9 protein-coding genes and 1 pseudogene are annotated in these 25,381 nt (G+C 72.1%); 2 read left to right on the top strand and 8 right to left on the bottom strand.

Going from position 1 to position 25,381, the window contains the following annotated elements:
* Nucleotides 1-12: 12 nt before the first annotated feature.
* Nucleotides 13-5,022: pseudogene (locus J5X86_RS23850) on the top strand (type I polyketide synthase); the annotation flags it as partial.
* 96 nt (nt 5,023-5,118) lie between these two features.
* Here the strand turns inward: J5X86_RS23850 and J5X86_RS23845 are convergent.
* Nucleotides 5,119-5,985: an alpha/beta fold hydrolase gene (locus tag J5X86_RS23845; protein ID WP_208518794.1), complete on the bottom strand. Its 867-nt coding sequence runs from the start codon at nt 5,983-5,985 to the stop codon at nt 5,119-5,121.
* 172 nt (nt 5,986-6,157) lie between these two features.
* Here J5X86_RS23845 and J5X86_RS23840 point away from each other — a divergent pair, with 172 nt between their 5' ends.
* The gene (locus tag J5X86_RS23840) at nt 6,158-7,417 is read left to right on the top strand and encodes a cytochrome P450 (protein ID WP_208518793.1); all 1,260 of its coding nucleotides are present in this window, start codon (nt 6,158-6,160) and stop codon (nt 7,415-7,417) included.
* Nucleotides 7,418-7,510: 93 nt separating this feature from the next.
* Here J5X86_RS23840 and J5X86_RS23835 read toward each other — a convergent pair whose 3' ends face one another.
* The 7 genes from J5X86_RS23835 to J5X86_RS23805 form a co-directional block, all read right to left on the bottom strand.
* Nucleotides 7,511-7,918, bottom strand: a complete 408-nt coding sequence (locus tag J5X86_RS23835) for an acyl carrier protein (protein WP_078638925.1) — start codon at nt 7,916-7,918, stop codon at nt 7,511-7,513.
* Nucleotides 7,919-7,953: 35 nt separating this feature from the next.
* Nucleotides 7,954-11,904, bottom strand: coding sequence for a type I polyketide synthase (locus J5X86_RS23830; RefSeq protein ID WP_208518792.1), 3,951 nt, complete (start codon nt 11,902-11,904; stop codon nt 7,954-7,956).
* Nucleotides 11,901-13,331: an NAD(P)/FAD-dependent oxidoreductase gene (locus J5X86_RS23825; RefSeq protein ID WP_208518791.1), complete on the bottom strand. Its 1,431-nt coding sequence runs from the start codon at nt 13,329-13,331 to the stop codon at nt 11,901-11,903. Before J5X86_RS23825 ends, J5X86_RS23830 begins: the two co-directional genes overlap by 4 nt.
* Before the next feature lie 35 nt (nt 13,332-13,366).
* Nucleotides 13,367-13,834: a nuclear transport factor 2 family protein gene (locus J5X86_RS23820; RefSeq protein ID WP_208518790.1), complete on the bottom strand. Its 468-nt coding sequence runs from the start codon at nt 13,832-13,834 to the stop codon at nt 13,367-13,369.
* 35 nt (nt 13,835-13,869) lie between these two features.
* On the bottom strand, nt 13,870-14,307 hold the full coding sequence (locus J5X86_RS23815; protein ID WP_014057126.1) for a nuclear transport factor 2 family protein: 438 nt from the start codon (nt 14,305-14,307) through the stop codon (nt 13,870-13,872).
* Nucleotides 14,304-20,102: a type I polyketide synthase gene (locus J5X86_RS23810; RefSeq protein ID WP_208518789.1), complete on the bottom strand. Its 5,799-nt coding sequence runs from the start codon at nt 20,100-20,102 to the stop codon at nt 14,304-14,306. Before J5X86_RS23810 ends, J5X86_RS23815 begins: the two co-directional genes overlap by 4 nt.
* Before the next feature lie 84 nt (nt 20,103-20,186).
* Nucleotides 20,187-25,381 (bottom strand): SDR family NAD(P)-dependent oxidoreductase (locus J5X86_RS23805; protein ID WP_208518788.1); only part of this gene is annotated, 5,195 nt, incomplete at its 5' end.

The following is a 25,381-nucleotide window of genomic DNA, read 5'->3' as shown; positions in this document are numbered from 1 at the left end:
GAGTGAGGACTGATGTCGGGTACGGAAGAGAAACTCCGCCAGTATCTGAAGCGGGTCACGGTGGATCTCGGGCAGGCTCGTCAGCGGCTGCGCGAGCTGGAGGAGCGATCCCAGGAGCCGGTGGCCATCGTGAGCATGGCCTGCCGCTATCCGGGTGGTGTCGGCTGTCCCGAGGAGCTGTGGGAGCTGGTGGCCTCCGGTGGCGACGGCATCACCGCGTTCCCCACCGACCGCGGTTGGGATCTGGAGGGCCTCTACCACCCCGACCCCGACCACCCCGGCACCAGCTACGTCCGGCACGGCGGATTCCTGGACGGCGCCGACCGCTTCGACGCGGAGTTCTTCGGGATCAGCCCGCGCGAGGCCCTGGCGATGGATCCGCAGCAGCGGCTGCTGCTGGAGGTGGCCTGGGAGCTGTTCGAGCGCGCGGGGGTCGACCCGGTGACGGTGAAGGGCAGCCTGACCGGTGTGTACGCGGGCGTGTCCAGCCAGGACTACATGTCCCGGATGCCCCGCGTCCCCGAGGGCTTCGAGGGCTATGCCACCACCGGCAGCCTCACCAGTGTGGTCTCCGGCCGGGTGGCGTACACCTTGGGTCTGGAGGGCCCGGCGGTGACCGTGGACACGGCGTGTTCGTCGTCGCTGGTGGCCATGCATCTGGCGAGCCAGGCGCTGCGTCAGGGCGAATGCGATCTGGCGCTCGCGGGCGGGGTCACCGCGCTCACCACTCCGACCGCCTTCGCCGAGTTCTCCCGGCAGCGCGGGCTGGCCCCGGACGGCCGCTGCAAGTCCTTCGCATCGGCCGCGGACGGCACGGGGTTCTCCGAGGGCGTCGGGCTGGTGCTGCTGGAGCGGCTGTCCGACGCACGGCGCAACGGGCATCGGGTGCTGGCCCTGATCCGGGGCTCGGCCGTCAACCAGGACGGCGCCAGCAACGGTCTGACCGCGCCCAACGACGTATCGCAGGAACGGGTGATCCGTCAGGCGCTGGCCGACGCGCGCCTCGCCGCCGACCAGGTCGACGCGGTCGAGGCCCACGGTACGGGGACCTCCCTCGGCGATCCGATCGAGGCACACGCGCTGCTGGCCACCTACGGACGGGACCGGCCCGGTGAACGGCCCCTGTGGCTGGGGTCGCTCAAGTCGAACATCGGCCATGCCCAGGCGGCCGCCGGAGTGGCCGGTGTCATCAAGATGGTGATGGCGCTCCGGCACGAGACGCTGCCGGTCACCCTGCACATCGATGAGCCGTCCCCTCATGTGGAGTGGGAAGGCGGCGGGGTACGGCTGCTGACCGAACCGGTGGCGTGGCCGAGGGGCGAACGACCCCGCCGGGCAGGGGTGTCCTCCTTCGGGATCAGCGGCACCAACGCCCATCTGATCCTGGAACAGGCCCCCGAGCCCAGCCCCCCTGCCGAGCCGGAGGAGCCCGCAGACCCCGCTCCCGAGGCGGCGGAGACGGCGACGGCGGTGGTTCCCTGGGTGCTGTCCGCCCGTGGCGCCCAGGCCCTGCGGGGACAGGCGGCGGCGCTCGCCCGGCGGATGGCCGCCGATCCGGGGCTGCCCATCGCCGATGTGAGCTGGTCGCTGGTCACCACCCGGTCGGTGTTCGACCACCGGGCCGTGGCCGTGGGCGAGACCCACGAGGAGCTGATGGCGGCCGTGGAAGCGCTGGCCACCGGCGGGACACACCCGGGCCTCGTCCACCACGGTGGCGCCGCCGTGGCCGGGGACCTGGGCCCGGTGCTGGTGTTCCCCGGCCAGGGTTCGCAGTGGTCGGGCATGGGCGCCGAACTGCTCGACGCCGCACCCATGTTCGCGGCCCGCGTGGCGGAGTGCGAACGGGCGCTGGCGCCGTACGTCGACTGGTCCCTCACCGATGTGCTGCGTGGCGCCGACGGGGCGGCCGACCTGGGCCGTGTCGATGTGGTGCAGCCCGTCCTGTGGGCCGTGATGGTGTCGCTCGCCGCGGTGTGGGCGGGGCACGGCGTACGTCCCGGGGCGGTGATCGGGCACAGCCAGGGCGAGATCGCGGCGGCCGTGGTGGCCGGGGCCCTGTCGCTGGAGGACGGCGCCAAGGTGGTGGCGCTGCGCAGCAAGGCGTTGCGGCGGCTCGCCGGTGGCGGGGCGATGGCCTCCCTGGGAGTGAGCCGGGAGCGGGCCGGGAAGCTGCTGGCCGCTCTGGGCGACCAGGCGGCGGCCGTCGGCGTGGCGGCCGTCAACGGCCCGTCCTCCACGGTGATTTCCGGTCCGCCCGAGCAGGTGGCGCACGCCGTGGCGGCGTGTCAGGAGGCGGGCGACCGGGCGCGGCCGATCGAGGTGGACTACGCCTCGCACAGCCCCCAGGTGGACGAGATCGCCGACGAGCTGGCGGAGGCCCTGGCGGGTGTCCGGCCGGTCGCGTCCAAGGTGGCGTTCTACTCCACGGTCACCGCCCGGCGGATCGACACCACCGGGCTGGACACCGCGTACTGGGTGACCAACCTCCGTGAGCCAGTGCGGTTCGCCGACACCGTCCAGGCGCTGCTGGCCGACGGCCACCGCGTGTTCATCGAGAGCAGCACCCATCCTGTACTGACCGTGGGAATGCAGGAGAGCTTCGAGGAAGCCGGGGCCGACGCGGTCACCGTGCCCACGCTCCGGCGCGACCACGGCGGCCCGGCGCGGTTGATCGAGTCCCTCGCGCTGGCCTTCACCGCGGGCGTCGCCGTCGACTGGACCACCCTCCACCCCACCGGCCCCGCCGCCCCGCACACCGTCGAACTGCCCACCTACGCCTTCCAGCGGGAGCGGTACTGGCTGGCCGACTCGGTGTCCTTCGCCACCGAGTCCCCGGCGGACGAGGAGGAGTCCCGGTTCTGGGCCGCGGTGGAGGGAGAGGACCTGAGCGCGCTCTCCGAGACGCTGAGCCTCCCGGACGGCACCGGCCACCGGACCTCGCTGGGCACCGTGCTCCCCGCGCTCTCGACATGGCGTCGCGGCCGTCGTGAGCGCTCCGCCGTGGACTCCTGGCGCTACCGCGTCGAGTGGCGGCCCGTCACCGATGCCGCCCCCGCCACCGCGGGCTCCTGGCTCGTGGTCCACCCGAAGGGCGCCGCCGACGGCTGGACGGATGCCTGCGTACGGGCGCTGGGCGCGGACGGCGGCCAGGTGCGCAGGCTGGAGCTGGCCGAGGACACCGACCGGGAGGGGCTCGCCGAGCTGCTGCGCTCCCGGTGCGCCGAGGAGACGCCACCGACGGGCGTACTGTCGCTGCTGGCCCTGGACGACGACGCGCGGCCGCTCCCCGGCGTGGCCCCCGGCCTGACCGGCACGCTCACCCTGCTCCAGGCCCTGGTGGACGCCGCCGTCACCGGACCCCTGTGGTGTGCCACCCGCGGCGCGGTCGCCATCGACGACTCCGACCCCCTGAACGCTCCCCACCAGGCCCAGCTGTGGGGGCTCGGCAGGGTGGCCGCCCTGGAACACCCCGACCGGTGGGGCGGGTTGGTGGACCTGCCCGCGAGCCCGGACACCCTGGACGCGGAGCGGCTGCGCGCCGTGCTCACCGGGGCCTGTGGCGAGGACGAGGCGGCGCTGCGCCCGACCGGTGCGTACGGCCGACGGCTGGTCCCCGACCCGATCGGCGGCCGAGCCCCGCGGCGCACCTGGAAGCCCCGGGGCACCGTGCTCATCACCGGAACCGCCGACGGACCAGCCGCCCATGTCGCCCGCCGGCTGGCCGCCGACGGCGCCGAACACATCCTGATGCTGAGCCCCGGAGGTGGCGACGCCCCCGGCGCTGTGGAGCTGAAGGCCGCAGTGGAGCTGAAGGCCGAACTGGACGCGCTCGGCACCGGACTCACCGTGGCGGACCACTCACCCGCCGACCGGGACGGCACCGCACGCCTCGTCGAGCGGGTGGCGGAGGCGAGTGGACGCATCGGGACGATCATCCACACCTCGGCCTCCGGAGAACTGGCCCCGCTGATGGACCTCACCCCACAGCGGCTGACCGAGGAGATCCGCGCCCATCTGGACGACACCGGGCGCCGGTTGGACGAACTCTGCGGTATGAGCCCCGAGGACACCGTGGTCTACTTCTCCACCGTCGCCGCGTCCTGGGGCAGCAAGGACCACGGCTCCTACGCGGCCGCCACCGCCTGCCTCGACGCGCTGGCGCGGCGCGACCGGGCCGACGGCCGCCCCACCGTCTCGATCGCGTGGGGGCTGTGGGATCTGCCGTATGGCGGTGACACCCCGGACGGGCCGGTGGCTGCGCACACCGAGCGCTCCCGGCGGCAGGGCCTGTCCCCGCTGGACCCACGGCCGGCGCTGACCGCACTGCGCCAGGTGCTCGACCACGACGATCCGCGCGTCACGATCGCCGACGTGGAATGGGAGCGCTTCGCGCCGCTGTTCACCCTCGCCCGCCCCAGCAGGCTTTTCGACGACATCCGGGCCGCCCGCCAGGCCATCGAGGCCGCGCGGGGAGCCGCGGAGGACACCGGCACCGATGAGGCGTCGGCGCTGCGGCGGGAGCTGGGCCCCTTGGCCGAGGACGAGCGGGTCGAGCGGCTGCTGGCGCTGGTACGCGCCCATGTGGCCGCCGTACTGCACTATCCGGCGCCGGAAGCGGTCGAGCCGGACCGCCCGTTCAAGGAGCTGGGGTTCGACTCCATCGCGGCCGTCGAGCTCAGGAACCGGCTGCGCGCCACCACGGGGCTGAGCCTGCCGACGACGGTGGTCTTCGACTATCCGACCCCCCGGGCGCTGGCGGGCCATCTGCTGGCCGAGGTGGACCCGGGAGAGGCCGGCGCGGCACATCCGCTCTCCGGACACCTCGACGAACTCGAGGCCGCACTGGCCGGGCTGCCGACCGGCGACCCGCGGCGAGCCGGACTGGTGAACCGGTTGCAGGCCCTGGTGTGGAAGTACACCGCCACCGCGCAGGAGGCCGACGGGCCGACGGACGAGCAGGACCTGACGGCGGCCACCGCCGATGAGGTGTTCGCCCTCATCGACCGCGAACTCGGAGTCTGACCGGTGGTCGCGGGCCCCGCGCCCGCGACCACCGAGCACACGAACTCCCCGTACGGAGACCTACGGAGACCGTACGGGGAGTTCGCGTGCGGGGAGTCAGTGAGCGCCGCGGGTGGGCTGGACGCCGCGGGCCAGGTCGAGCAGATCGTCGGCCACCCGCCGGGGACGCTGGGCGTGCAGATCGTGCTCGGAGTCGAGATATTCCCGCATCGTCGCGTGGCGCAGGTCGGCCGTGGTCTCCCTGATACGGGTGCGGATGCGGTCCGCCCACTTCCCGTCCGCGCCCTTGGGAATGGCGGGCATCAGCAGGGTGGGCACCGTGATGGCCGCGTACCACGGCCTCGGCGGCTCGTTCCAGATGCTGTGCAGGATCGACATGTGCTGCTCGGTCGACATGCGCCGGGACAGCGACCCGTCCGGGTTCACCAGCATCGTGTCCACCGCGGCCTCGATCGCCGCCGGGGACCAGTCCGGGTGGATGGCGCGGAAGTAGTCGCTCACGCTCTGCACGGTGGCGCCCTCCAGGGACGCGGGCCGCAACGCCCCGACGAACGCGTCCCAGGAGGGGAACGCCTTGGCCGGCTCCAGCCAGCCGCCGTCCACGAGGGCCAGCGCGGCCACCAGTTCGGGGTGTTCGGCGGTCAGCCGCACCGAGACATTGCCGCCCCAGGAGTGACCGGCCACCACCACCCGGTCCAGCCCGAGGGCGGCCGCCGCCGCCACCAGATCCGCGACCGCGGTCGGGGTGTCGTAGCCGGACTCGGGTGTGTCGGAGTCCCCGTGGCCGCGCAGATCCACCGCGTACACCGCATGGCCCGCGGCTGCCAGATGGTCGGCGACCTCGTCCCACAGCCGGGCGCTGGAGGCCATGCCATGGACCAGGAGAAAGGGAAGCGACGCCGTTCCCGGCCGGTGCCGGAAATGCAATTTCACATCGTCGGTTACGGGCACGGAAAGATCCATGCCGGAATTCTAGCCGGGCCGCCCAATCCGATTCGACCGCTGGGGATGTGATGTATGCGCAGATTAGCGGCGCTTAAGCGGGGCGCGAGATGCTGGGCCGCCGGGCGATTCATTCTCTCATGCCGACCCAACTCTTTTACCGACCGTAGACTCCGAGCCGAAGTGAGGCGCTGTGTATCCCCCGGAATCGAGGCTTGCCCATGTCGACAACATCGACCTCACCGACTTGTCCTTCTGGGCCCAGCCCTACGGCGACCGTGACGCCGCTTTCGCGGCGCTGCGCCGACGGCCGGAGCCCGTGCTCTTCCGCGAACCGGTCATGCCCGGGTTCGGGCGTGGGTCCGGCTATTACGCGATGGTCAGGCATGCCGATATCGCCGAGGTGAGCCGGCGTCCGCAGGACTTCGGCTCGCTGCCCACCGCGATCAGCATCATCGATCTGCCGGAGGAGTTCAACAGCTTCTTCGGATCGATGATCAATATGGACAATCCCCAGCACGCCCGGCTGCGCCGGCTGGTGTCCCGCGCCTTCGGCCGGGGAATGGCCGCCGAGTTCGAGGTGGCGTCCCAAAAGGCGGCCCGGAAGATTGTCGACGACCTCATCGCGGACGGCCCGGGCGACTTCGTCCGGAACGTCGCGGCGATCATGCCGATCGCGGTGCTCAGCGGCATGATGGGGATTCCCAGCGACGACTACGAGTTCATTTACGACCGGTCCAATGTCATCGTCGGCACCTTCGACCCCGAATACGTTCCCCGGGCCGATCAGGCCACCGCCGCCCTGCTGAAGACCTCACATGAACTCGCCGACTACATCTCACGGCTCGCCGCCGACCGCACCCGTAACCCCACCGGAGATCTGGTCACCCGGCTGGTGCAGGCGCAGATCGACGGTGAGCGGCTGAGCCCCGAAGAGCTCTCCTCCTTCTTCATCCTGCTCGTCGTCGCCGGAATGGAGACCACCCGTAACGCGATCTCGCGTGGTCTGGTGCTGCTCACCGAGCATCCGGAGCAGCGGAAGCTGCTGCTCTCCGACTTCGAGACCTACGTGCCGGGCGCGGTCGAGGAGATTCTGCGGGTCGCGACCCCCATCAACTGGATGCGCCGAACCGTCAAGCGGGACTGCGAGGTGAACGGCCACCGCTTCCAGGAGGGCGACAAGCTGCTGCTCTTCTACTGGTCCGCCAACCGGGACGAGGACGTCTTCACCGACCCCTATCAGTTCGACATCACCCGGGACCCCAATCCGCATATGACCTTCGGGTCGGTCGGCCCGCACTTCTGCCTGGGTGCCCATCTCGCCCGCATGGAGGTCACGGTGCTCTTCCGTGAGCTGTTCAGCCGGCTGCCGGAGATCCGCACGGTGGGGGAGCCCCGGCGGCTGGTGGCCAGCTTCGTCGAGGCCATCAAGCACGTGGACTGCGCGTTCTGACGCACTGGCGGAACCGCGTACCACCGACAGGAAAACGCCGCGCGGGAGGGGGTTCGTCCCCCTCCCGCGCGGCGTTGTGCCCTGCGGCCCGGACTAGGCCGTGGCGCCGTCACCGGAGTTGACCGCGGCGTACGCCTCGGCGAGGTAGTGGCCGAGCTGGGCGGGGGTGGGGTACTCCAGAATGGCGACGAGGGGGATCTCCACGTCGGTGAGCGTCATGAGATTGCGGGTGAGTTCGAGAGCGGTCAGCGAAGTGAGCCCGTTCTCCAGGAAGTTGCTGTCGTCGTCCACCACGGCGGGTGCCAGGATGTCGGCGAGCTGCGTCCGTACGGTCTCCCGCAGGATGTCCTCGCGCTCCTCGGCCGTGGCGATGGCGAGCGCCTGGTGCAGCGCCGCCCCGTCCAGTGCGGTCTCGCTCTTCTCCGTCTGCATCGCGGATCCGTCTCCTTGAGGGCCGGCGTCGCCGGGGGTGTGGTTGTTGACGGTGGTGTGTGCGTTCATCGGTACTCCCGCCTGGTTGGGGCCGGTCGGCGTGATCACCGACCGCGGTGCGTATGCGGCGTGGCCGAAGGGCCGGAAAGGTCATCGAAGAGCCGATGTCTTCCCAGCTCGGAGGCGTGTGCGGTCATCCAGCTCCAGTCGATGTCCGCGATGACCACGGACGCCGTGTCCGCCATGACCGCCTGCCGCAGCAGGTCGGCGGCCGAGCGCTGGGGCAGTGCGGGCATCCCGTTGGTCCGGAGCTGCTTGGCGGCGCCGACGGCCGTGTCGGGGTCGTCGATCGAACCCCAGCACACCGAGGTCGCCGGAACGCCCCGTGCCCGGCACTCCTGGGCGAGCGCGCTCAGATAGGCGTGGGCCGGCGCCTGGTTGCCAAGGCCCGGGCTGGGCAGGACGCCCACGATCGAGCACCCGAGCACCAGGGCCGACAGCTCATGGCTGCTGCCGAGGGCGCAGAGGTTCACCGCGCCCGCCACCGTCGCCGCCCACTCGCCCTCGATCCGCGCGGCATCCAACTGCCCGGCCTCGGCGGCCAGCGGTGCCGTGAGATGCAGAACGGCCGTCAGGGGGAACTCCGCGGGAAGGCCCGCGACCACCGCGGCGAGCGCCTCCGGGTCCGCCACATCGACGGTGGCCACGGACACTCGTACGCCCATGGCGCTCACCTCGGCCACCAGGTCGGCGGCCGGTGGTGCGGTGTCGACCAGCAGCAGGTGTTCGGCGCCGCCCTCGGCCGCCCAGCGGGCGGTGTGCGCGGCCAGAGTGGTGGCCGCGCCCGTGATGAGGACCGTTCCCCGGAGCCGCCGGGCAGGGCTGGTCAGGGCCGTGGGGATGTCGCGCACCAGGCGCCGGGCGAAGCAGCTGTCGCCGCGCACGGCCACCTCCACTTCGCCGTACGCCCCGGCCAGGACCCCCGCGAGCCGCCGTCCCGCCCGGTCGTCGAACCGCTCCGGCAGGTCGACCAGCCCGCCCCACCAGCGCGGACGCTCCATCGCCAGCGCACCGCCCAGACCCCAGAACCGGGCCTGCTCCGGACGGGACATCGGATCGCCCAGGTCGACGCCGACGCCACCACGGGTGGCCAGCCACACCGGGGCCTCGACCCCGGCCCGCCGCAGCGTCTCGAACATGTCGAGGGTCGGGGCGAGCGCCGGGCCGCGCCCGTCGTCGGCCGGTGCCTCCACCGCCAGCAGGGAGAGCACCCCTGCGACCGGCCGCCCGGCGACGGCCGCGGACACCCGCCGGGCCCGCGCCTCGTCGTCCGGTGGTGTGGTGTCCGGGGCGAACACGAGGGTCTCGGCGCCATGGTCGCGCAGGGCGGTGGTCACGGCGGCGACCGTGGCGTCGCCGCTGCTGTCACCGGAGCTGCTGTCTCCGGACCCGTTGTCACCGGACCCGCTGTGGCCGGACGTCACGACCAGCCAGGTGCCGGTCAGCCGTGGCGTCGGCGGGTCGGCGAGGGGCTTCCAGGCGATGCGGTAGCGCCACTCCGGCTGCCGCCGCCAGGTGGCCAGGGCGGGCAGGATATCCGCGAGCACCTCCCGCCGGCCGGCGGGGACCTCGAGCGCCCGGGTCAGGGCCGCCGTGTCCGTACGGGCCACGGCATCCCAGAACTCGGCGTCCGCCCAGGTCTCCACCCGGGACTCGGCATCCGCCGGAGCCTCGTTCTCCAGCCAGAAGCGCTGTCGTTGAAAGGCGTAGGTGGGCAGGGCGACGGTGCGGGGAGCCGGATCGCCGTCCAACAGCGCGGCCCAGTCCACGGTGGCGCCCATGGTGTACATACGGGCCAGGCCGCACATCAGCCCCCGCACCTCGGACCCCTCGGACCCCTCGCCCCGGAAGGGCGACAGCACCAGCGCCGCCGGGGCGGAGGCCGGCATCGCCTCCGGCCCCAGCTCCCACACCGCACCGGCCTCGTCCAGCGAGGGCAGGGACGGCCGCTCGTACTCCACCGTGCTCGGGTCGGTGCCGGTGGCCACCATGCGGCAGGCGTGGGCGAGGTCGAGAGCACCGGCGATGTGCGCCGCGGCGATCTCACCGACCCCACAGCCCACCACCGCGTCGGGGCGCACCCCCACCGAGGCCAGCAGCCGGGCCAGTGCGACGTAGAGGGCGAACAGCCCCTCCCGGGAGGACGCGTCGTGATCCCCCTTCATGCCCAGCAACTCACCGGCCTCGTCGAAGGCCGTGGCGAAGACGGGGAACCGGTCGTACAGCTCGGAACCGGTCTCCGGCAGGTGGCCACCCTCGCCGCCGAAGACGAACACCGCCCCGCCCGCCGAGGCCGCCGCCGTGCCGGTACGGGCCACCTCGGGCCCCACCACCGAGTGATGCGGCTCACCGGCCGCCAGCGCCACCAGCCCCGCCCTCAGCTCGTCCGGCCCCCGGCCGACCACGACCGCCCGGTGGTCGAAGGCCGACCGCGTGGTCACCAGCGACCATCCCACATCGGCGGGGGACAGCCCCGGACCGGCCGCCGCCGTATGCGCGGCCAGCGCACGGGCCTGTCCGCGCAGCGCCGCCGAGCCCCGCGCGGACAGCACCCACGGCACCACCCCCGCATCGCGGGCGCCACTGTCGTCGGCAGCGGCCTCCACCGATTCGGTGAACTCCTCGAGAATCACATGGGCGTTGGTGCCGCTGGCGCTGAACGAGGACACCCCGGCCCGCCGGGGCCGGTCCACCCGCGGCCAGTCCATCCGCTCGGTCAGCAGCCGCACCGCGCCCTTGCGCCAGTGCACCAGCCGGGTCGGCCGGTCGATGTGGAGCGAACGTGGCAGCACGCCCCGGCGCATCGCCATCACCATCTTGATCACACCGGCCATTCCGGCGGCGGCCTGCGTATGACCGAGGTTCGACTTGATGGATCCCAGCAGCAGCGGCCGGTCGTCCGGACGGTCCTGGCCGTACGTGGCGAGCAGTGCCTGGAGCTCGATGGAGTCGCCGAACGCGGTACCGGTGCCATGCGCCTCCACCGCGTCCACGTCCCCCGTGGAGAGCCGGGCGTCCGCCAGGGCGTCGCGGATGAGCTGCTGCTGGGCGGGGCCGTTGGGAGCCGCCATGCCCGTACTGGCACCGTCCTGGTTGATCGCCGAGCCGCGGATCACGGCCAGCACTGGATGGCCGTTGCGCCGCGCGTCCGAAAGCCGTTCCAGCAGCACCAGACCGGCGCCCTCCCCGTACACCATGCCGTCGGCGGCGTCCGCGAACGACCGGCACCGGACATCGGGGGACAACTGGCGCTGGCTGGAGGCCACTTGGAAGACGCTCGCGGTGTACATGATGGCGGCGCCACCGGCCAGGGCCAGCGTGCACTCGCCCCGCCGCAGCGATCCGGCCGCCAGATGCATCGCCACCAGCGACGACGAACACGCGGTGTCCAAGGAGACCGCCGCGCCCTGCAGACCGAGGGTGAACGCCACCCGGCCCGAGGACACACTGCCCGCGTTGCCGTTGCCCACATGGCCCAGCAGCCCCTCGGGGATCTCGTCCAGACGCGAGGCGTAGTCGTGGTACATCACCCCCGTATAGACGCCGGTCCGGCTGCCTCGCAGGGTATGCGGATCGATGCCCGCGCTCTCCGTCGCCTCCCACGCCAGCTCCAGCAGCATCCGCTGCTGCGGTTCGATGGCCGCCGCCTCCCGGGCGCCGATGTCGAAGAACTCCGCGTCGAAGTCGGCCGCGTCATAGATGAAGCCGCCGGCCCGGACGTATGAGGTGCCGTGGTGCTCCGGATCGGGGTGATAGAGGTTCTCCAGGTCCCAGCCCCGGTCGATGGGGAAGCTGGAGACGGCGTCCCGCTCGTCGGCCACCAGGTCCCACAACTGTGCCGGGGTGCGCACCCCGCCGGGAAAGCGGCAGGCCATGCCGACGACGGCGATCGGCTCCGCCAGCTCCGCCTGGACCTCCCGCAGCCGCCGCCGGGTCTCATGGAGCTCGGCCGTGGTCCACTTGAGATAGTCGACGAGCTTTTCCTCGTTGCTCATGAGCCGCCCGCACTCACCGTGCTGCGCGGAGTCAGATTCACCAGCGCGAGCTCATCGGCGGTCAGCGGCGGCTCGGTGAGCTCCGGAAGGACCCGGTCCTTGTGCATGAGCGACAGAAAGCGGCTGGACGCCAGCTCGGACTGCGGGGCGGTCAGGCTGATGACATCGGTCACCACATCACACACCGCCGAGGAACGGATCGACCGGTCGGCGATCAGATCGGAGAAACGCTGCCGGGCCACGGCCCCGCCCGTCAGCCGCGGATCCGTCGTGCTCATCCGGCAGTTGACGTACTCCACATCCTTGGACGCGGCCATGATCCAGGGATCGTCCACGGTGGCGCTGATCGCCTGCTGAGCCCGGCGGGCCGCTCCCACATCGGCCCCGGACCGCTGCAGCTCGGTGTCCAGCGCGGCGGCCGCACGAGCCGCGGAGCTCATCCCATGGCCGTAGATGGGGTTGAACGCGGCCAGCGCGTCGCCGAGCACCAGCAGCCCCTCCGGCCAGATGTCCAGCCGCTCCGGATACAGCCGCCGGTTGGCGCCGACACGCGAGACGGCCACCGAGGTCAGCGGTTTCGCGAGGTCGATGAGATCGGCGACCAGCGGATGGCGCAGCGTCCGGGCGTAGGGCAGGAAGTCGTCGTCGTGCGCGGGCAGTCCGGCGCCCCGGGTGCACGACAGGGTCACCATCCAGGTGCCGTCCTCCTGCGGGTACACCACCCCGAACCGGCCCGGCTCGCGCAGCCGGTGGTCGGCGGCCACGTTGACGGCGGGGAATCCGGCGGCGGCACCCGGTGGCGCCTGGTACACGCGGGTGGCGTACGCGATGCCCGCGTCGACGATGTCCTCCTCGAGCGGCGGCACCTCCAGCGCCGACAGCCAGTGCCGGAGCCGGGAACCGCGCCCGGAGGCGTCGATCACCAGATCGGCCTCCAGCGTTTCCTGCGTACCCGTCTCGATGTCGCGCACCCGGACCCCGGTGACCCGTTTGGCGTCGCCGACCAGATCGAGGATCTCGGCGCGCTGGCGCAACGTGATCCGCCCGGTGGCCAGAACGCGGTCGCGGACCTTCCAGTCCAGGAACGGGCGAGTGCACATCAGGGCGTACTGCCGCGGTGGAAAGCGGTGTTGCCAGCCGTGGGACGTCAAGGTCACCAGGTCCTGATGGAATCCGATCCGGCGGGCGCCCGCGTCGAGCAGTTGGTCGATCATGCCCGGCAGCAGCGTGTCCACGATGCGCGCACCGCTGGACCACAGCACATGGACATGACGTCCCTGCGGCGATCCCTTACGGTGCCGGGGGCCGTCCGGCAGCACATCGCGCTCCACGACGGTGACGCGCTCCAGATGGCGGGCCAGCACATGGGCAGCCAGCATTCCCGCCCAGCCTCCGCCCAGAACGATTCCGTGCTTGGGTTCGGTCATGGTTCTGCTTTCGTCCCTTCACCGCTTACGGCCTTTTACGTCGGACTGGGGCTGCCCTTGGCCTGGACCATCTTGGCGAGGTTCTGGGTGACCGCCATGAAATGCGCGACACCGCTGAGTTCGGGGCCGTCGCCCACTTTCGTATCCGTGATGCCCCAGAACGCCTGGGCGTGATGGACCAGACCGTCATCACCGAGTTCGATCACGCCGATGATGCTGAAGGTGAGTTTCGCCGGTGCGTACACCGTGACCGTGGTCGGCACCGCCACCCTGCGGCCGTCCATCGAGGTGACCGGACGGCCCGGGGTCTCATGCACCTGGCATTCGATGGACCAGGCGATGTGTCCGCGAAGGGCGTCCTTTCCGATGAGCGGGGGCGCGCCGACCGGGTCTTCGAAGACGATGTCGTCCGAGAACAGCTCCAATACGGCCTCGACATCACCGGCGTTCATCCGCCGCGCGTATTCCAGGGCCATCTTCTTGAGGGTCGCCTCATCGGCCATGAACGCCTCCTGTGCGGTGCCGGGGTCGTGGGAGATCAGCCGGTGATGTCAATGTCCGACCTCCCCCAGAACATCTGCAGTTCCTGAATGAGACCGCCGGCCCCCGCGCGCATCATCAGGACGTAGTCCCAGGTGATGCGGGAGTCCTCCGGGGTGTCCGGGGCCGTCAGCCAGCCGCGCTCGGCGAATCCGGGGCCTTTGGGCAGATAGTCCATGGTGGCCGTCACCGGCACCAGGACATGCACACCGTCCTGCCCCGCGACCGGCTCACCGGGAATCTCGCTGATACCCGCCGCGGCGAGCTCCTCGAAATGCTCACGAAGGGCGTCCCGCCCGGTCCTGCGCCCCGATCCGACCGGATCCTCGAAAGTGACCTCGTCCGCGTAGAGTTCGAGAAGCCCGTCGATATCCGCGGCGTTCATCCGGCGGCTGTGCTCGAGGATGAGCTTCTTCCGGCTTCGCTCATCAATCACCGTGTGCCCCCATGTGCATGCTCTCCGTTGCTGTCGCTTCGGCCAAGGTCCTGGTCGATGAACTGGAAGATCTCGTCGGCCGTGGCGTCCTGAATACGGCCGGCCGCGGGCCCTTCCTCCGCTCCGCCGCCGTGCAGGTCGCCCAGTTTCGACAGCGTGCTCCGAAGGCGCTTGAGTAGCGCTTCGTGCGCCGCCTCGTCCTGGGCCACGGAAAGCACCGCGCTTTCCATCCTGTCGATTTCGCCCAGCATCGGGGCGAGCGGATCCACGTCCTCGGGTGCCAGTTCCGTATGCAGATGCGCGGCGAGCGCGGCCGGATTCGGATGGTCGAAAATCAGGGTGGTGGCCAGCCGCAGCCCGGTCACGGCGGTCAGCCTGTTCCGCAGTTCGATCGCGGTCAGCGAGTCGAAGCCGAGCTCCAGGAAGCCGCGCTCGGTCTGGATCCGCCCGGGGTCGGAGTGGCCCAGCGCCGCCGCGGCATGGGTGAGGACCAGACTGAGCAGCGTGCGGGGCTGCTCCTCCAGAGGCAGCGCGGCCAGATGACCGGCCCAGTCGGTGTGCGGCCGGGCGGTGGCCGCGGTGCGCCGGGCCGTGCCGCCACCGGTGAGCGCCCGCAGCGGAGCGGGCAGGGTGAGCGCCGGCTGTCCCGCCAGGGCCCGTACGTCCAGATCGATGGCGATCAGATGGTGGTGGCCGTGGCGCACGGCCGCGTCCAGCAGCCCCAGCGCCCGCTCGCCGGACATCGCCCCGATACCCGACTGGGCCATCCTGGCCCGGTCCGCCTCCCCGAGGTGCCCGGTCATCCCGCTGGCGTCCGCCCACAGGCCCCACGCCACCGAGAGACCCGGCAGGCCGAGGGCACGGCGCCGGGCGGCCAGGGCGTCGCAGTAGGCGTTAGCCGCAGCGTAGTTGGACTGCCCGGAGGCGCCCAGCGTGCCTGCCGTGGAGGAGAACATCACAAACAGGGACAGCGGCAACTCCGCCGTCGCGGCGTGCAGATGGGCCGCGGCCGTGGCCTTCGGACGCCACACCCGCGCCAGCCGCTCCGGGGTCTGGGTGGTGAGGACGGCGTCGTCGAGCACCCCGGCCGCATGGACGACACCGGTCAGCGGATGCGCGGGATCGACCCCGGCCACCAGAGCGGCCACCGCGTCCGGGTCGGTGACATCGACTGCGGCGATCCGTACCTGAGCACCCAACGCCGTTAGCGCGTCGGTGAGTTCATCGGCACCGGCGGCCTCCGGGCCGCTCCGGCTCACCAGCAGCAGATGCCCGACTCCCCAGGTGCGCACCAGGTGCTCGGCGACCAGGGCGCCCAGGGTGCCGGTGCCACCCGTGATCAGCACGGTGCCATCGGCGTCGAGTCCGGGGGTCTTCTCCTGCTCGTCCTGGTCGTCGACGGCCGGGCCCGGCGTGGCCGTCGCTGCCGTCGCTGCCGTCGCGCGGACCATACGGGGCACCAGCACCCGTCCGTCCCGCAGCGCCACCTGGGGCTCATGCGACTCGATCGCGCGCACCACGGCCGCCACGAGGCCCTCCCGGCCCTCATCGAGGTCGAGCAGTACGAACCGGCCCGGGTTCTCCGACTGGGCGCTGCGGATCAGCCCCCACGCCCCGGCACCGGACGGATCCAGTGCAGTGTCACCGGGGTTGTCGATGTGATCGCCCGGACGGCCCGCCGCCATCGCACCCCGTGTGACGACCACCAGCCGCGCATCGGCCAGGGCCGGCCGCCTCAGCCAGGACTGCACCAGCCCCAGCAGCTCCTCGGTCGCCCCCAGCCCGTCCCCGTGGCCGCCCTCAGCGGCGTACGGATGGGCAAGGACGACGGCAGGGGCGGGCTCACCCGCGTCCACAGCCGCGATCAGCGCCTCCAGGTCGGGATGGCACACCGTGGCATCGGGGCCCACCCCGGCCGCGACCGGCTCCGCCAGCCCCAGCCGGTCCTCGCCCAGCACCACCCAGCCGCCCTCGCCGACCACCGACGTCGGGGACGGTGCGGTGGCCGGAACGGGCAGCGGCGTCCAGTCCAGGGTGAACAGCCCGTCCACGGTACGGGTGGCCCCGGCCGCGCGCAGCCGGTCCGTCGCGGCCGGACGGGTCACCAGCGAATCGACCGTGAGCACCGGAGCGCCCACCGTGTCCGCCACCGTCAGCCGCAGCGACTGCCGCTCCTCGTCCCGCGACAGCCGCACCCGTACCGTGGCCGCCTCGGTGGCCCACAGGGACACGCCGTTCCAGGCGAACGGCAACCACACCTGGCCGTCGTCCTCCTGACCCTCGGGCCGGTCCATCAGCAGCGACGGATGCAGCGCCGCGTCCAGCAGCGCCGGATGGATGCCGAAACCGTCCCGGCCACCCGCGGCATCGGGCAGCGCCACCTCGGCGAGGACATCCCGGCCATGGCGCCACGCGGCCGTCAGCCCCTGGTACGCCGGGCCGTATCCGTAACCCGCCGCCATCACCTGCTCGTAGAAGGCGCCGACGTCCAGCGGCTCGGCGCCGGGTGGCGGCCACACCCCGCCCAGGTCCTCCACCGGTGCGGGTCCCTCGGCAGCGGGTGCGAGCACGCCCACCGCATGACACACCCACCCCGCGTCCGGACCGGAATCGAGGGCCAGGCCGGGGCTGCCAGGACGGCCGGGGCCGTCGAACCGGTCGGGGCGGGAGTACATCCGCACCTCACGCCGCCCGTCCTCCGCCGCGGCACCCACCACCACCTGCACCCGCAGCCCACCGGACTCGGGCAGCGCCAGCGGAACCTGCAGCGCGAGCTCCTCCACCCCGCCGCAGCCGACCTCGTCGGCCGCCCGCAGCGCCCACTCCACCAGCACCGCGCCCGGCGCCAGCACCGCACCCGCCACCACATGCTCGGCGAGCCACGGGTGGGACCGCGCGGAGAGGCGGCCGGTGAGCACATGGGTGGTGCCGTCGGCGAGTTCCACGGCGGCGCCGAGCAGCGGATGGCCTGCGGACGTCAGACCCAGATCGGCCGGATCGCCACCCGGCCCGCCCGCTCCGTCCAGCCAGTACCGCTCACGCTGGAAGGCGTAGGTGGGCAGGTCGATGACGCGGGGTGCGGGGTCGGCGGAGAACCAGCGGGTCCAGTCGACCGCGACCCCCGCGGCGAACGCCTGCGCCACCGACCGCGCCAGCTGGTCCGGGCCACCGTGGTCGCGCCGCAAGGTCGGGACGGTCACCGCGTCGACCCCCGCCTCCTCGAAGGTCTCCTGCATGCCGATGGTGAGGACGGGGTGGGTGCTGGCTTCGATGAATACGCGGTGGCCGTCGTTGAGCAGTGTTTGTACGGCGTCGGCGAACCGTACTTGTTCGCGGAGGTTGGTGACCCAGTAGTCGGTGTCGAGTCCGCTGGTGTCCATGCGGGTGCCGGTGACGGTCGAGTAGAACGCCACGTGGCCGGGCACCGGCTTGACCCCGGCCAGAAGCTCACGCAACTCCTCGGCGATCTCGTCCACTTGGGCGCTGTGGGAGGCGTAGTCGACGTCGATCAGCCGGGCCCGGCGGCCTGTCTTTTCGCATGCGGACACCGCGTGGGCGACCTGCTCCGGCGGCCCGGAGACCACCACGGACCCCGGCCCGTTGACGGCGGCCACGCCCACCCCTTCGGCGCGTTCGCCGAGCCCGGTCAGGAATTCCTTCGCCTGGTGGTGGTTCATGGTGAGGGAGGCCATGGCGCCGTGGCCGGTGAGGCGGCGGAGGGCGTGGGCGCGGAGGGCGACGATGCGGGCGCCTTCGTCGAGGGAGAGTGCTCCGGCGACGCAGGCGGCGGCGATTTCGCCTTGGCTGTGGCCGACGACGGCGGTGGGGGTGAGGCCGTGGTGGTCCCATACGGCGGCGAGGGAGACCATGACGGCCCACAGGACGGGTTGGACGACGTCGACGCGGGCGAGGTCGGCGGCGTTGACTCCGCCTCGTAGGACGTCGGTGAGGGACCAGTCGACGTGGGGGGCGAGGGCTTGTTCGCATTCGGTGATGCGGGTGGCGAAGGGGGGTGAGGTGTCCAGGAGTCCGGCGCCCATGCCGAGCCACTGTGAGCCTTGGCCGGGGAAGACCAGGACCGGTCCCGTGCTTCCTGGGGTGGCGGTGGTGTCGGGTTCGATGAGGGCGGGGTGGGTGTCGCCGGTGGCCAGGGCGTTGAGTGCGGCCTGGAGTTCGTCGCGGTGTTGGCCGATGATGACGGCGCGGTGGTCGAAGACGGACCGGGTGCTGATCAGCGACCAGCCGACCTGTTCCGGTGTGACTTCGGGGTTGGCGGCCACTCGTTCGGCCAGTGCCGCGGCCTGGCCGCGCAATGCCTCACGGCCACGTCCGGACACCACCCATGGCACCACACCACCCGCCGCAACACCGCCCGGCGAGGTGTCCGGCGCGGGGGTGGCCTCGGCCGGTTCGGGGGCCTGCTCAAGGATCAGATGAGCGTTCGTACCGGAGATGCCGAACGACGACACACCCGCACGACACGGCCGTCCGTTCACCGCCCACCCGACCGGCTCGGTCAGCAGCCGCACCGCGCCCGCGCCCCAGTCCACATGCGGTGTCGGCTCGTCGATGTGCAGTGAAGCGGGAAGCACCCCGTGTCGCAGCGCCTCCACCATCTTGATGATGCTCGCCACTCCGGCGGCGGCCTGGGTGTGCCCGATGTTGGACTTGACGGAGCCCAGCCATAGCGGATGTCCCTCCAGCCGGTCCTGGCCGTACGTGGCCAGCAGCGCCTGCGCCTCGATCGGGTCGCCCAGCGTCGTGCCCGTACCGTGTGCCTCCACCGCGTCCACCTCGGACGGTGCCAGCCCCGCGTTGGCCAGCGCCTGCCGGATCACCCTCTGCTGCGAGGGCCCGTTGGGCGCCGTGAGACCGTTGCTTGCGCCGTCTTGGTTGACCGCCGAACCCCGGATCACCGCCAGCACCCGATGCCCGTTGCGCCGTGCGTCGGACAGCCGCTCCAGCAGCACCAGACCGACGCCCTCGGAGAAGCCCGTGCCGTCCGCCGCCGCGGCGAACGCCTTGCACCGACCGTCCGGGGACAGCGCCCGCTGACGTGAGAACTCGGTGAACCCGCCGGGCGTGGCCATCACCGTCACCCCGCCCGCGAGGGCCAGCGAACACTCGTCCTGCCGCAGCGCCTGCACCGCCAGATGCGTGGCCACCAGGGACGACGAGCACGCCGTGTCCACCGTGACCGCGGGCCCCTCCAGGCCGAACGAGTACGACACCCGGCCCGAGACCACGCTCCCGAGGTTCCCGGTGGCCACATAGCCCGCCGAGTCGCCGGTCGTCTGGCCGATGAGCGACAGATAGTGGTACGAGTCCACTCCGGCGAACACCCCGGTGCCGCTGCCGCTCAGCGCCTCCCGCGTCAGCCCCGCGCGTTCGAACGCCTCCCACGCCGTCTCCAGCAGAAGCCGCTGCTGCGGATCCATCGCCGCGGCCTCTCGCGGGTTGATCCCGAAGAACTCGGCGTCGAAATCGGCCACATCGCGCAGAAACCCGCCCTCGCGGGCGCTGCTGGTACCGGCGTGCTCCGGGTCCGGGTCGTAAAGGTTCTCCAGGTCCCAGCCACGGTCCTCGGGAAACGAGGAGATGACATCCACGCCCTCGTCCACCACCCGCCACAGGTCCTCGGGGGTCGCCACATCGCCGGGGAAGTGGCAGGCCATCCCGATGATGGCGATGGGCTCCCGGGCGCGGTCCTCGACCTCGCGCAACTGCCGCCTGGCCAGACGCAGATCGGCGGTCGCCCGCTTGAGATAGCTGCGGAGCTTCTCGTCATCCGTCATATCGCATCAACCCGATCGTCACGGCGGTCCTGATTACAGCGGTCCTGATTTCAGCGGTCCTGTTAGGGGTTCTGATTCAGCGGTTCATCGGAGACTGTCGTCGGAGGGGACGGTCAGCTCGTTGTCGAGCGCCTGGAACAACTCCTCGTCGCTGGCCGACGCCAGATCCTCCTCGGCGGGGTCCTCGCCGTCGTCGCCATGCCACGGGCCGTCCACCTTGCGCAGCAGCTCCCGCAGCCGCACCGCGATCCGGGCCCGCTGCTCGCGGTCGGCGATTCCCCCGGTCAAGGCGGCGTCGAGGGTGTCGAGGCCGGTGAGGAGCGAGCCCCCCGGCGCCACTCCGGCCGGGACCAGGAGCTCCCGCAGCAGCCGTACCACCGCGGTGGGCGTGGGGTGGTCGAAGACCAGCGTGGCGGGCAGCCGCAGACCGGTGGCGGTGCCCAGCCGGTTCCGCAGCTCCACGGCGGTCAGCGAGTCGAAGCCCAGCTCCCGGAAGTTCTGGGCGGGGTGGATGGCATCCGCCGTGTCATGGCCCAGCACCGTCGCCGTGGCATTGCGCACCAGCTTGAGGAGCGCCTGCTGCCGGTCCTCCTCGGACAGGGTGGCGAACGCCTCCGCCGGTGCCGCCCCGCCCGGGCCGGCGGCTCCGGTGGCCGCCTGCGGGGCGGCGCCGCGCACCAGGCTCCTGAAGAGGGGCGGCAGATCGTCGGCGTGGGCCTCCCGCCGCAGGGTGGCCAGGTCGAGCCGGATGGGCGCCAGGGCCGGAAGGCCGCTGTCGAGGGCGATGTCGAGCAGTGCGAGACCCTGTTCGGTCTCCAGGCCCATCATCCCGGCCCGTGCCAGCCGCGCCCGGTCGGCGTCGGTCATCCCTCCGGTCATCCCGGTGGCCTGCGCCCAGTACCCCCAGGCCAGGGAGGTGGCGGGCAGGCCCTGGGCATGACGGTGCGCGGCGAGCGCGTCCAGGAAGGCGTTGGCCGCCGCGTAGTTGCCCTGTCCCGCGGCGCCCAGCAGCCCGGCGGCCGCGGAGAACAACACGAACGCCGACAGCCCCGCGTCGCGGGTGAGCTCATGCAGATTCCACGCCGCGTCGGCCTTCGCCCACAACACCTCATCGAGCTGATCGGGCGTGAGCGCCTCGACCGTGGCATCGCGCAGCAGCCCGGCGGCGTGGACGACGGCGGTGAGCGGATGGCGGTCGGGAACGGTCTCCAGCAGCTTGGTCAGGGCGGCCCGGTCGGCCGCGTCACACGCCGCGATGGAGACCCGCGCGCCGAGCCCGGTCAGTTCGGCCGCCAGCTCCGTGGCCCCCGGGGCGTCGAGGCCCCGGCGGCTGATGAGCAGCAGCCGCCGTACGCCGTGCTGGGCCACCAGATGGCGGGCGGTGGCGGCGCCCAGGGTGCCCGTGCCACCGGTGATGAGCACCGTGCCCTCCGGGTCGAGGGCGGTGGGGAGCGTCAGCACGATCTTGCCGATATGGCGCGCCTGGCTGAAGTGGCGGAACGCCTCGGGAGCCCGGCGGATGTCCCACAGGGTGGTGGGCAACGGCTGCAGCGTCCCGTCCTCGAACAGGGCCGACAACTCGGCCAGCATCCGCTGGATACGGTCCGGACCCGCGCCGCCTACCAGGTCGAACGCGCGATAGACGATCCCCGGATAGCGGGCGCCGACCTCCTCGGGGTCGCGGACGTCGGTCCGGCCCATGTCGATGAAGCGACCGCCGGGCGCCAGCAGCCGCAAGGACGCGTCCACGAAGTCACCGGCCAGCGAATTGAGCACCACATCGATGGAACCCGCGGCGGCGCGGAACCCCTCCTCGAAGTCGAGAGTGCGAGAGGAGGCGATGTGACGGTCGTCGAATCCGCGCTCCCGCAGGGCATGCCACTTGGTGGGGCCCGCCGTGGCATACACGTCGGCCCGCCAGTGGCGTGCCAACTGCAGGGCCGCCAGGCCCACCCCGCCGGTGGCCGCGTGCAACAGCAGCTTCTCCCCGGCCCGCAGCCCCGCGAGATCGGCGAGACCGTAGTACGCCGTGAGAAAGGCGGACGGTGTGGTTGCCGCCTGGGCGTACGACCACCCCGCCGGAATCCTGGTGATCATCCGGACATCGGTGACGACCAGCGGCCCGGTGCCGTTGAACAGACCCATCACCCGGTCGCCCACCGCGAACGCGTCCGTTTCCGGACCCACCTCGACGACCACGCCCGCACCGTCGCCACCCAGCGGCCTGGGATCCTCCACCATGCCCAGCGCCACGACGACGTCATGGAAGTTCACCCCGCCCGCCCGCAGCGCCACCCGGACCTCGCCACGGCCCAGCGGCCGGGTGTTGTCCGGGCAGTCGACCAGCGCGAGCTGATCCAGGCTGCCGTGGCCGGTCAGCCCCAGACGCCACGCGGCCGACCCCTCCGGCGGGGTGAGCCGCTTGGCCGCGTCGTCGTGGACCAGCCGCGGGACGTACGCCACACCGTCGCGCAGCGCCAGTTGGGGCTCGCCCGAAGCCACGACGTCGGCCAAGGCGCCCAGCGAGGCGTCCCGTTCATCGAGGTCGAGCAGCAGGACCCGGCCGGGGTTCTCCGACTGGGCGCTGCGCACCAGACCCCACACGGCCGAGGCGGGCAGATCGTGGACATCGTCATGGCTCTGTGGGGCGACCGCCCCACGGGTGACCACGGTCAGCCGGGCGTCGGCGAGTTCGGGGGCGGCGAGGAACTCCCGCAGCACCCCGAGGGCCTGCTTGCCGAGGTCATGGGTGCGCTCCACCGGATCGCCGCGCCCATCGGAGGGAGAGCCGAAGAAGGCGAACACCACATCGGGGGCCGGGGCCCCGTCCGCCACGGCCGCCCGCACGGCGGCGAGATCCGGAAGGCCAGTGGCGCCGGGCAGCGCGTCGGCCAGGGGGCCGCCGTCCGGACCGATCACGGCCGAACGGCAGGTGGGGGCGGACTCGGCCGGTGTCATCCGCGTCCAGGCGACCTGGAACAGCGCGTTCCTGCTCGCCGCACGGGCCCGCCCCAACTGCCCGTCCGGCACCGGGCGCAGGATCAGATCGTCCACGACGGCCACCGCGGCGCCGGTCGGATCGGCCGCGAACAGCGTGAGCCGATCCGGTGCCGTCGGGGTGATGCGGATCCGCAGGGTGTCCGCCCCGGTGGCACGCAGCCGCAGCCCGCTCCAGGTGAACGGGAGCAGGACCCGGTGCGCGTCCTCGGAGTCGGGGGCGACGTCCAGGGCCCGGGCGTGCAGCGCGGCGTCGAAGAGGGCGGGATGGATGCCGTACTGGGCCGCGCCGTCGCGCTCCCCTTCGGGCAGGGACACCTCGGCGTAGACGTCGCCGTCCAGCCGCCAGGCGGCGGTGAGGCCCTGGAAGGACGATCCGTAGTGGTAGCCGTGGTCGGCGAGCTGCCGGTAGAAGTCCTCGACGGGGAGCGGTGTGGCCCCGGGAGGTGGCCAGGCGCCCTCCAGGGCCGGGGAGTCGGCCGCGGACGAAGTGGCGAGCGCCCCGGTGGCATGCCGGGTCCAGGCCGTGTCGCCCGCGTCGGCCGCCGGCCGGGAATGCACCGTGATCGGACGCTCCCCGGTGTGATCGGGAGCGGACACGGCGATCTGCACATCGACCGCCTCACCCTGCGGAATCACCAGCGGCGCGTGCAGGGTCAGCTCCGACACCTGGTCACAGCCGGTCCGCGCGGCGGCGTGCAGGGCGAGCTCGGCGAAGGCGGTGCCCGGTAGCAGTACGGTGTCCAGGACCCGGTGGTCGTTCAGCCAGGGGTGGGTCCGCGGCGACAGTCGGCCGGTGAGTACATGGGCGCCGTCCTCCGCGAGTTCCACGGCGGCGCCGAGCAGCGGATGGCCGGCGGGCCCCAGCCCGAGGTCGCCCGGGTCGCCACTATGGCCACCCCTGCCGTCCAGCCAGTAGCGCCGCCGCCGGAAGGCGTAGGTGGGCAGGTCGATGGCGCGGGGTGCTGGGTCGGCGGGGAACCAGCGGGTCCAGTCGACCGCGACTCCCGCGGTGAACGCCTGGGCCACCGATCGCATCAACTGGGCATGGTCGCCGTGGTCCCGTCGCAGAGTCGGCACCGCGGCCGCGGGAACCCCGGCTTCCTCGAAGGTCTCCTGCATGCCGATGGTGAGGACGGGGTGGGTGCTGGCTTCGATGAATACGCGGTGGCCGTCGTTGAGGAGTGTTTGTACGGCGTCGGCGAACCGTACTTGTTCGCGGAGGTTGGTGACCCAGTAGTCGGTGTCGAGTCCGCTGGTGTCCATGCGGGCGCCGGTGACGGTCGAGTAGAACGCCACCTCCGCCTGGACGGGTTCAATCCCCGACAGCACCTCCCTCAGCTCATCCGCGATTTCGTCCACTTGGGCGCTGTGGGAGGCGTAGTCGACGTCGATGAGCCGGGCCCGGCGGCCTGTCTTTTCGCATGCGGACACGGCGTGGGCGACCTGCTCCGGTGGTCCGGATACGACGACGGATCCGGGGCCGTTGACGGCGGCGATGCCGACTTGGTGGGCTGGTTCGCCGAGGTCGGTGAGGAATTCTCGGGCGTGGTGGTGGTTCATGGTGAGGGAGGCCATGGCGCCGTGGCCGGTGAGGCGGCGGAGGGCGTGGGCGCGGAGGGCGACGATGCGGGCGCCTTCGTCGAGGGAGAGTGCTCCGGCGACGCAGGCGGCGGCGATTTCGCCTTGGCTGTGGCCGACGACGGCGGTGGGGGTGAGGCCGTGGTGGTCCCATACGGCGGCGAGGGAGACCATGACGGCCCACAGGACGGGTTGGACGACGTCGACGCGGGCGAGGTCGGCGGCGTTGACTCCGCCTCGTAGGACGTCGGTGAGGGACCAGTCGACGTGGGGGGCGAGGGCTTGTTCGCATTCGGTGATGCGGGTGGCGAAGGGGGGTGAGGTGTCCAGGAGTCCGGCGCCCATGCCGAGCCACTGTGAGCCTTGGCCGGGGAAGACCAGGACCGGTCCCGTGCTTCCTGGGGTGGCGGTGGTGTCGGGTTCGATGAGGGCGGGGTGGGTGTCGCCGGTGGCCAGGGCGTTGAGTGCGGCCTGGAGTTCGTCGCGGTGTTGGCCGATGATGACGGCGCGGTGGTCGAAGACGGACCGGGTGCTGATCAGCGACCAGCCGACCTGTTCCGGTGTGACTTCGGGGTTGGCGGCCACTCGTTCGGCCAGTGCCGCGGCCTGGCCGCGCAATGCCTCACGGCCACGTCCGGACACCACCCATGGCACCACACCACCCGCCGCAACACCGCCCGGCGAGGTGTCCGGCGCGGGGG

Origin of the sequence: Streptomyces sp. NEAU-YJ-81 (assembly GCF_017592595.1) — a bacterium.
Classification (GTDB): Bacteria; Actinomycetota; Actinomycetes; order Streptomycetales; family Streptomycetaceae; genus Streptomyces; species Streptomyces hygroscopicus_B.
The sequence above is the reverse complement of the archived record's forward strand: the minus strand, read 5'-3'. Positions and strand labels throughout refer to the sequence as shown.

Coding starts and splice junctions, on each gene's coding strand:
- J5X86_RS23810 (WP_208518789.1), bottom strand. CDS start 20,102: ATGACGGATGACGAGAAGCTCCGCAGCTATCTCAAGCGGGCGACCGCC.
- J5X86_RS23825 (WP_208518791.1), bottom strand. CDS start 13,331: ATGACCGAACCCAAGCACGGAATCGTTCTGGGCGGAGGCTGGGCGGGA.
- J5X86_RS23835 (WP_078638925.1), bottom strand. CDS start 7,918: ATGAACGCACACACCACCGTCAACAACCACACCCCCGGCGACGCCGGC.
- J5X86_RS23845 (WP_208518794.1), bottom strand. CDS start 5,985: ATGGATCTTTCCGTGCCCGTAACCGACGATGTGAAATTGCATTTCCGG.
- J5X86_RS23820 (WP_208518790.1), bottom strand. CDS start 13,834: ATGGCCGATGAGGCGACCCTCAAGAAGATGGCCCTGGAATACGCGCGG.
- J5X86_RS23830 (WP_208518792.1), bottom strand. CDS start 11,904: ATGAGCAACGAGGAAAAGCTCGTCGACTATCTCAAGTGGACCACGGCC.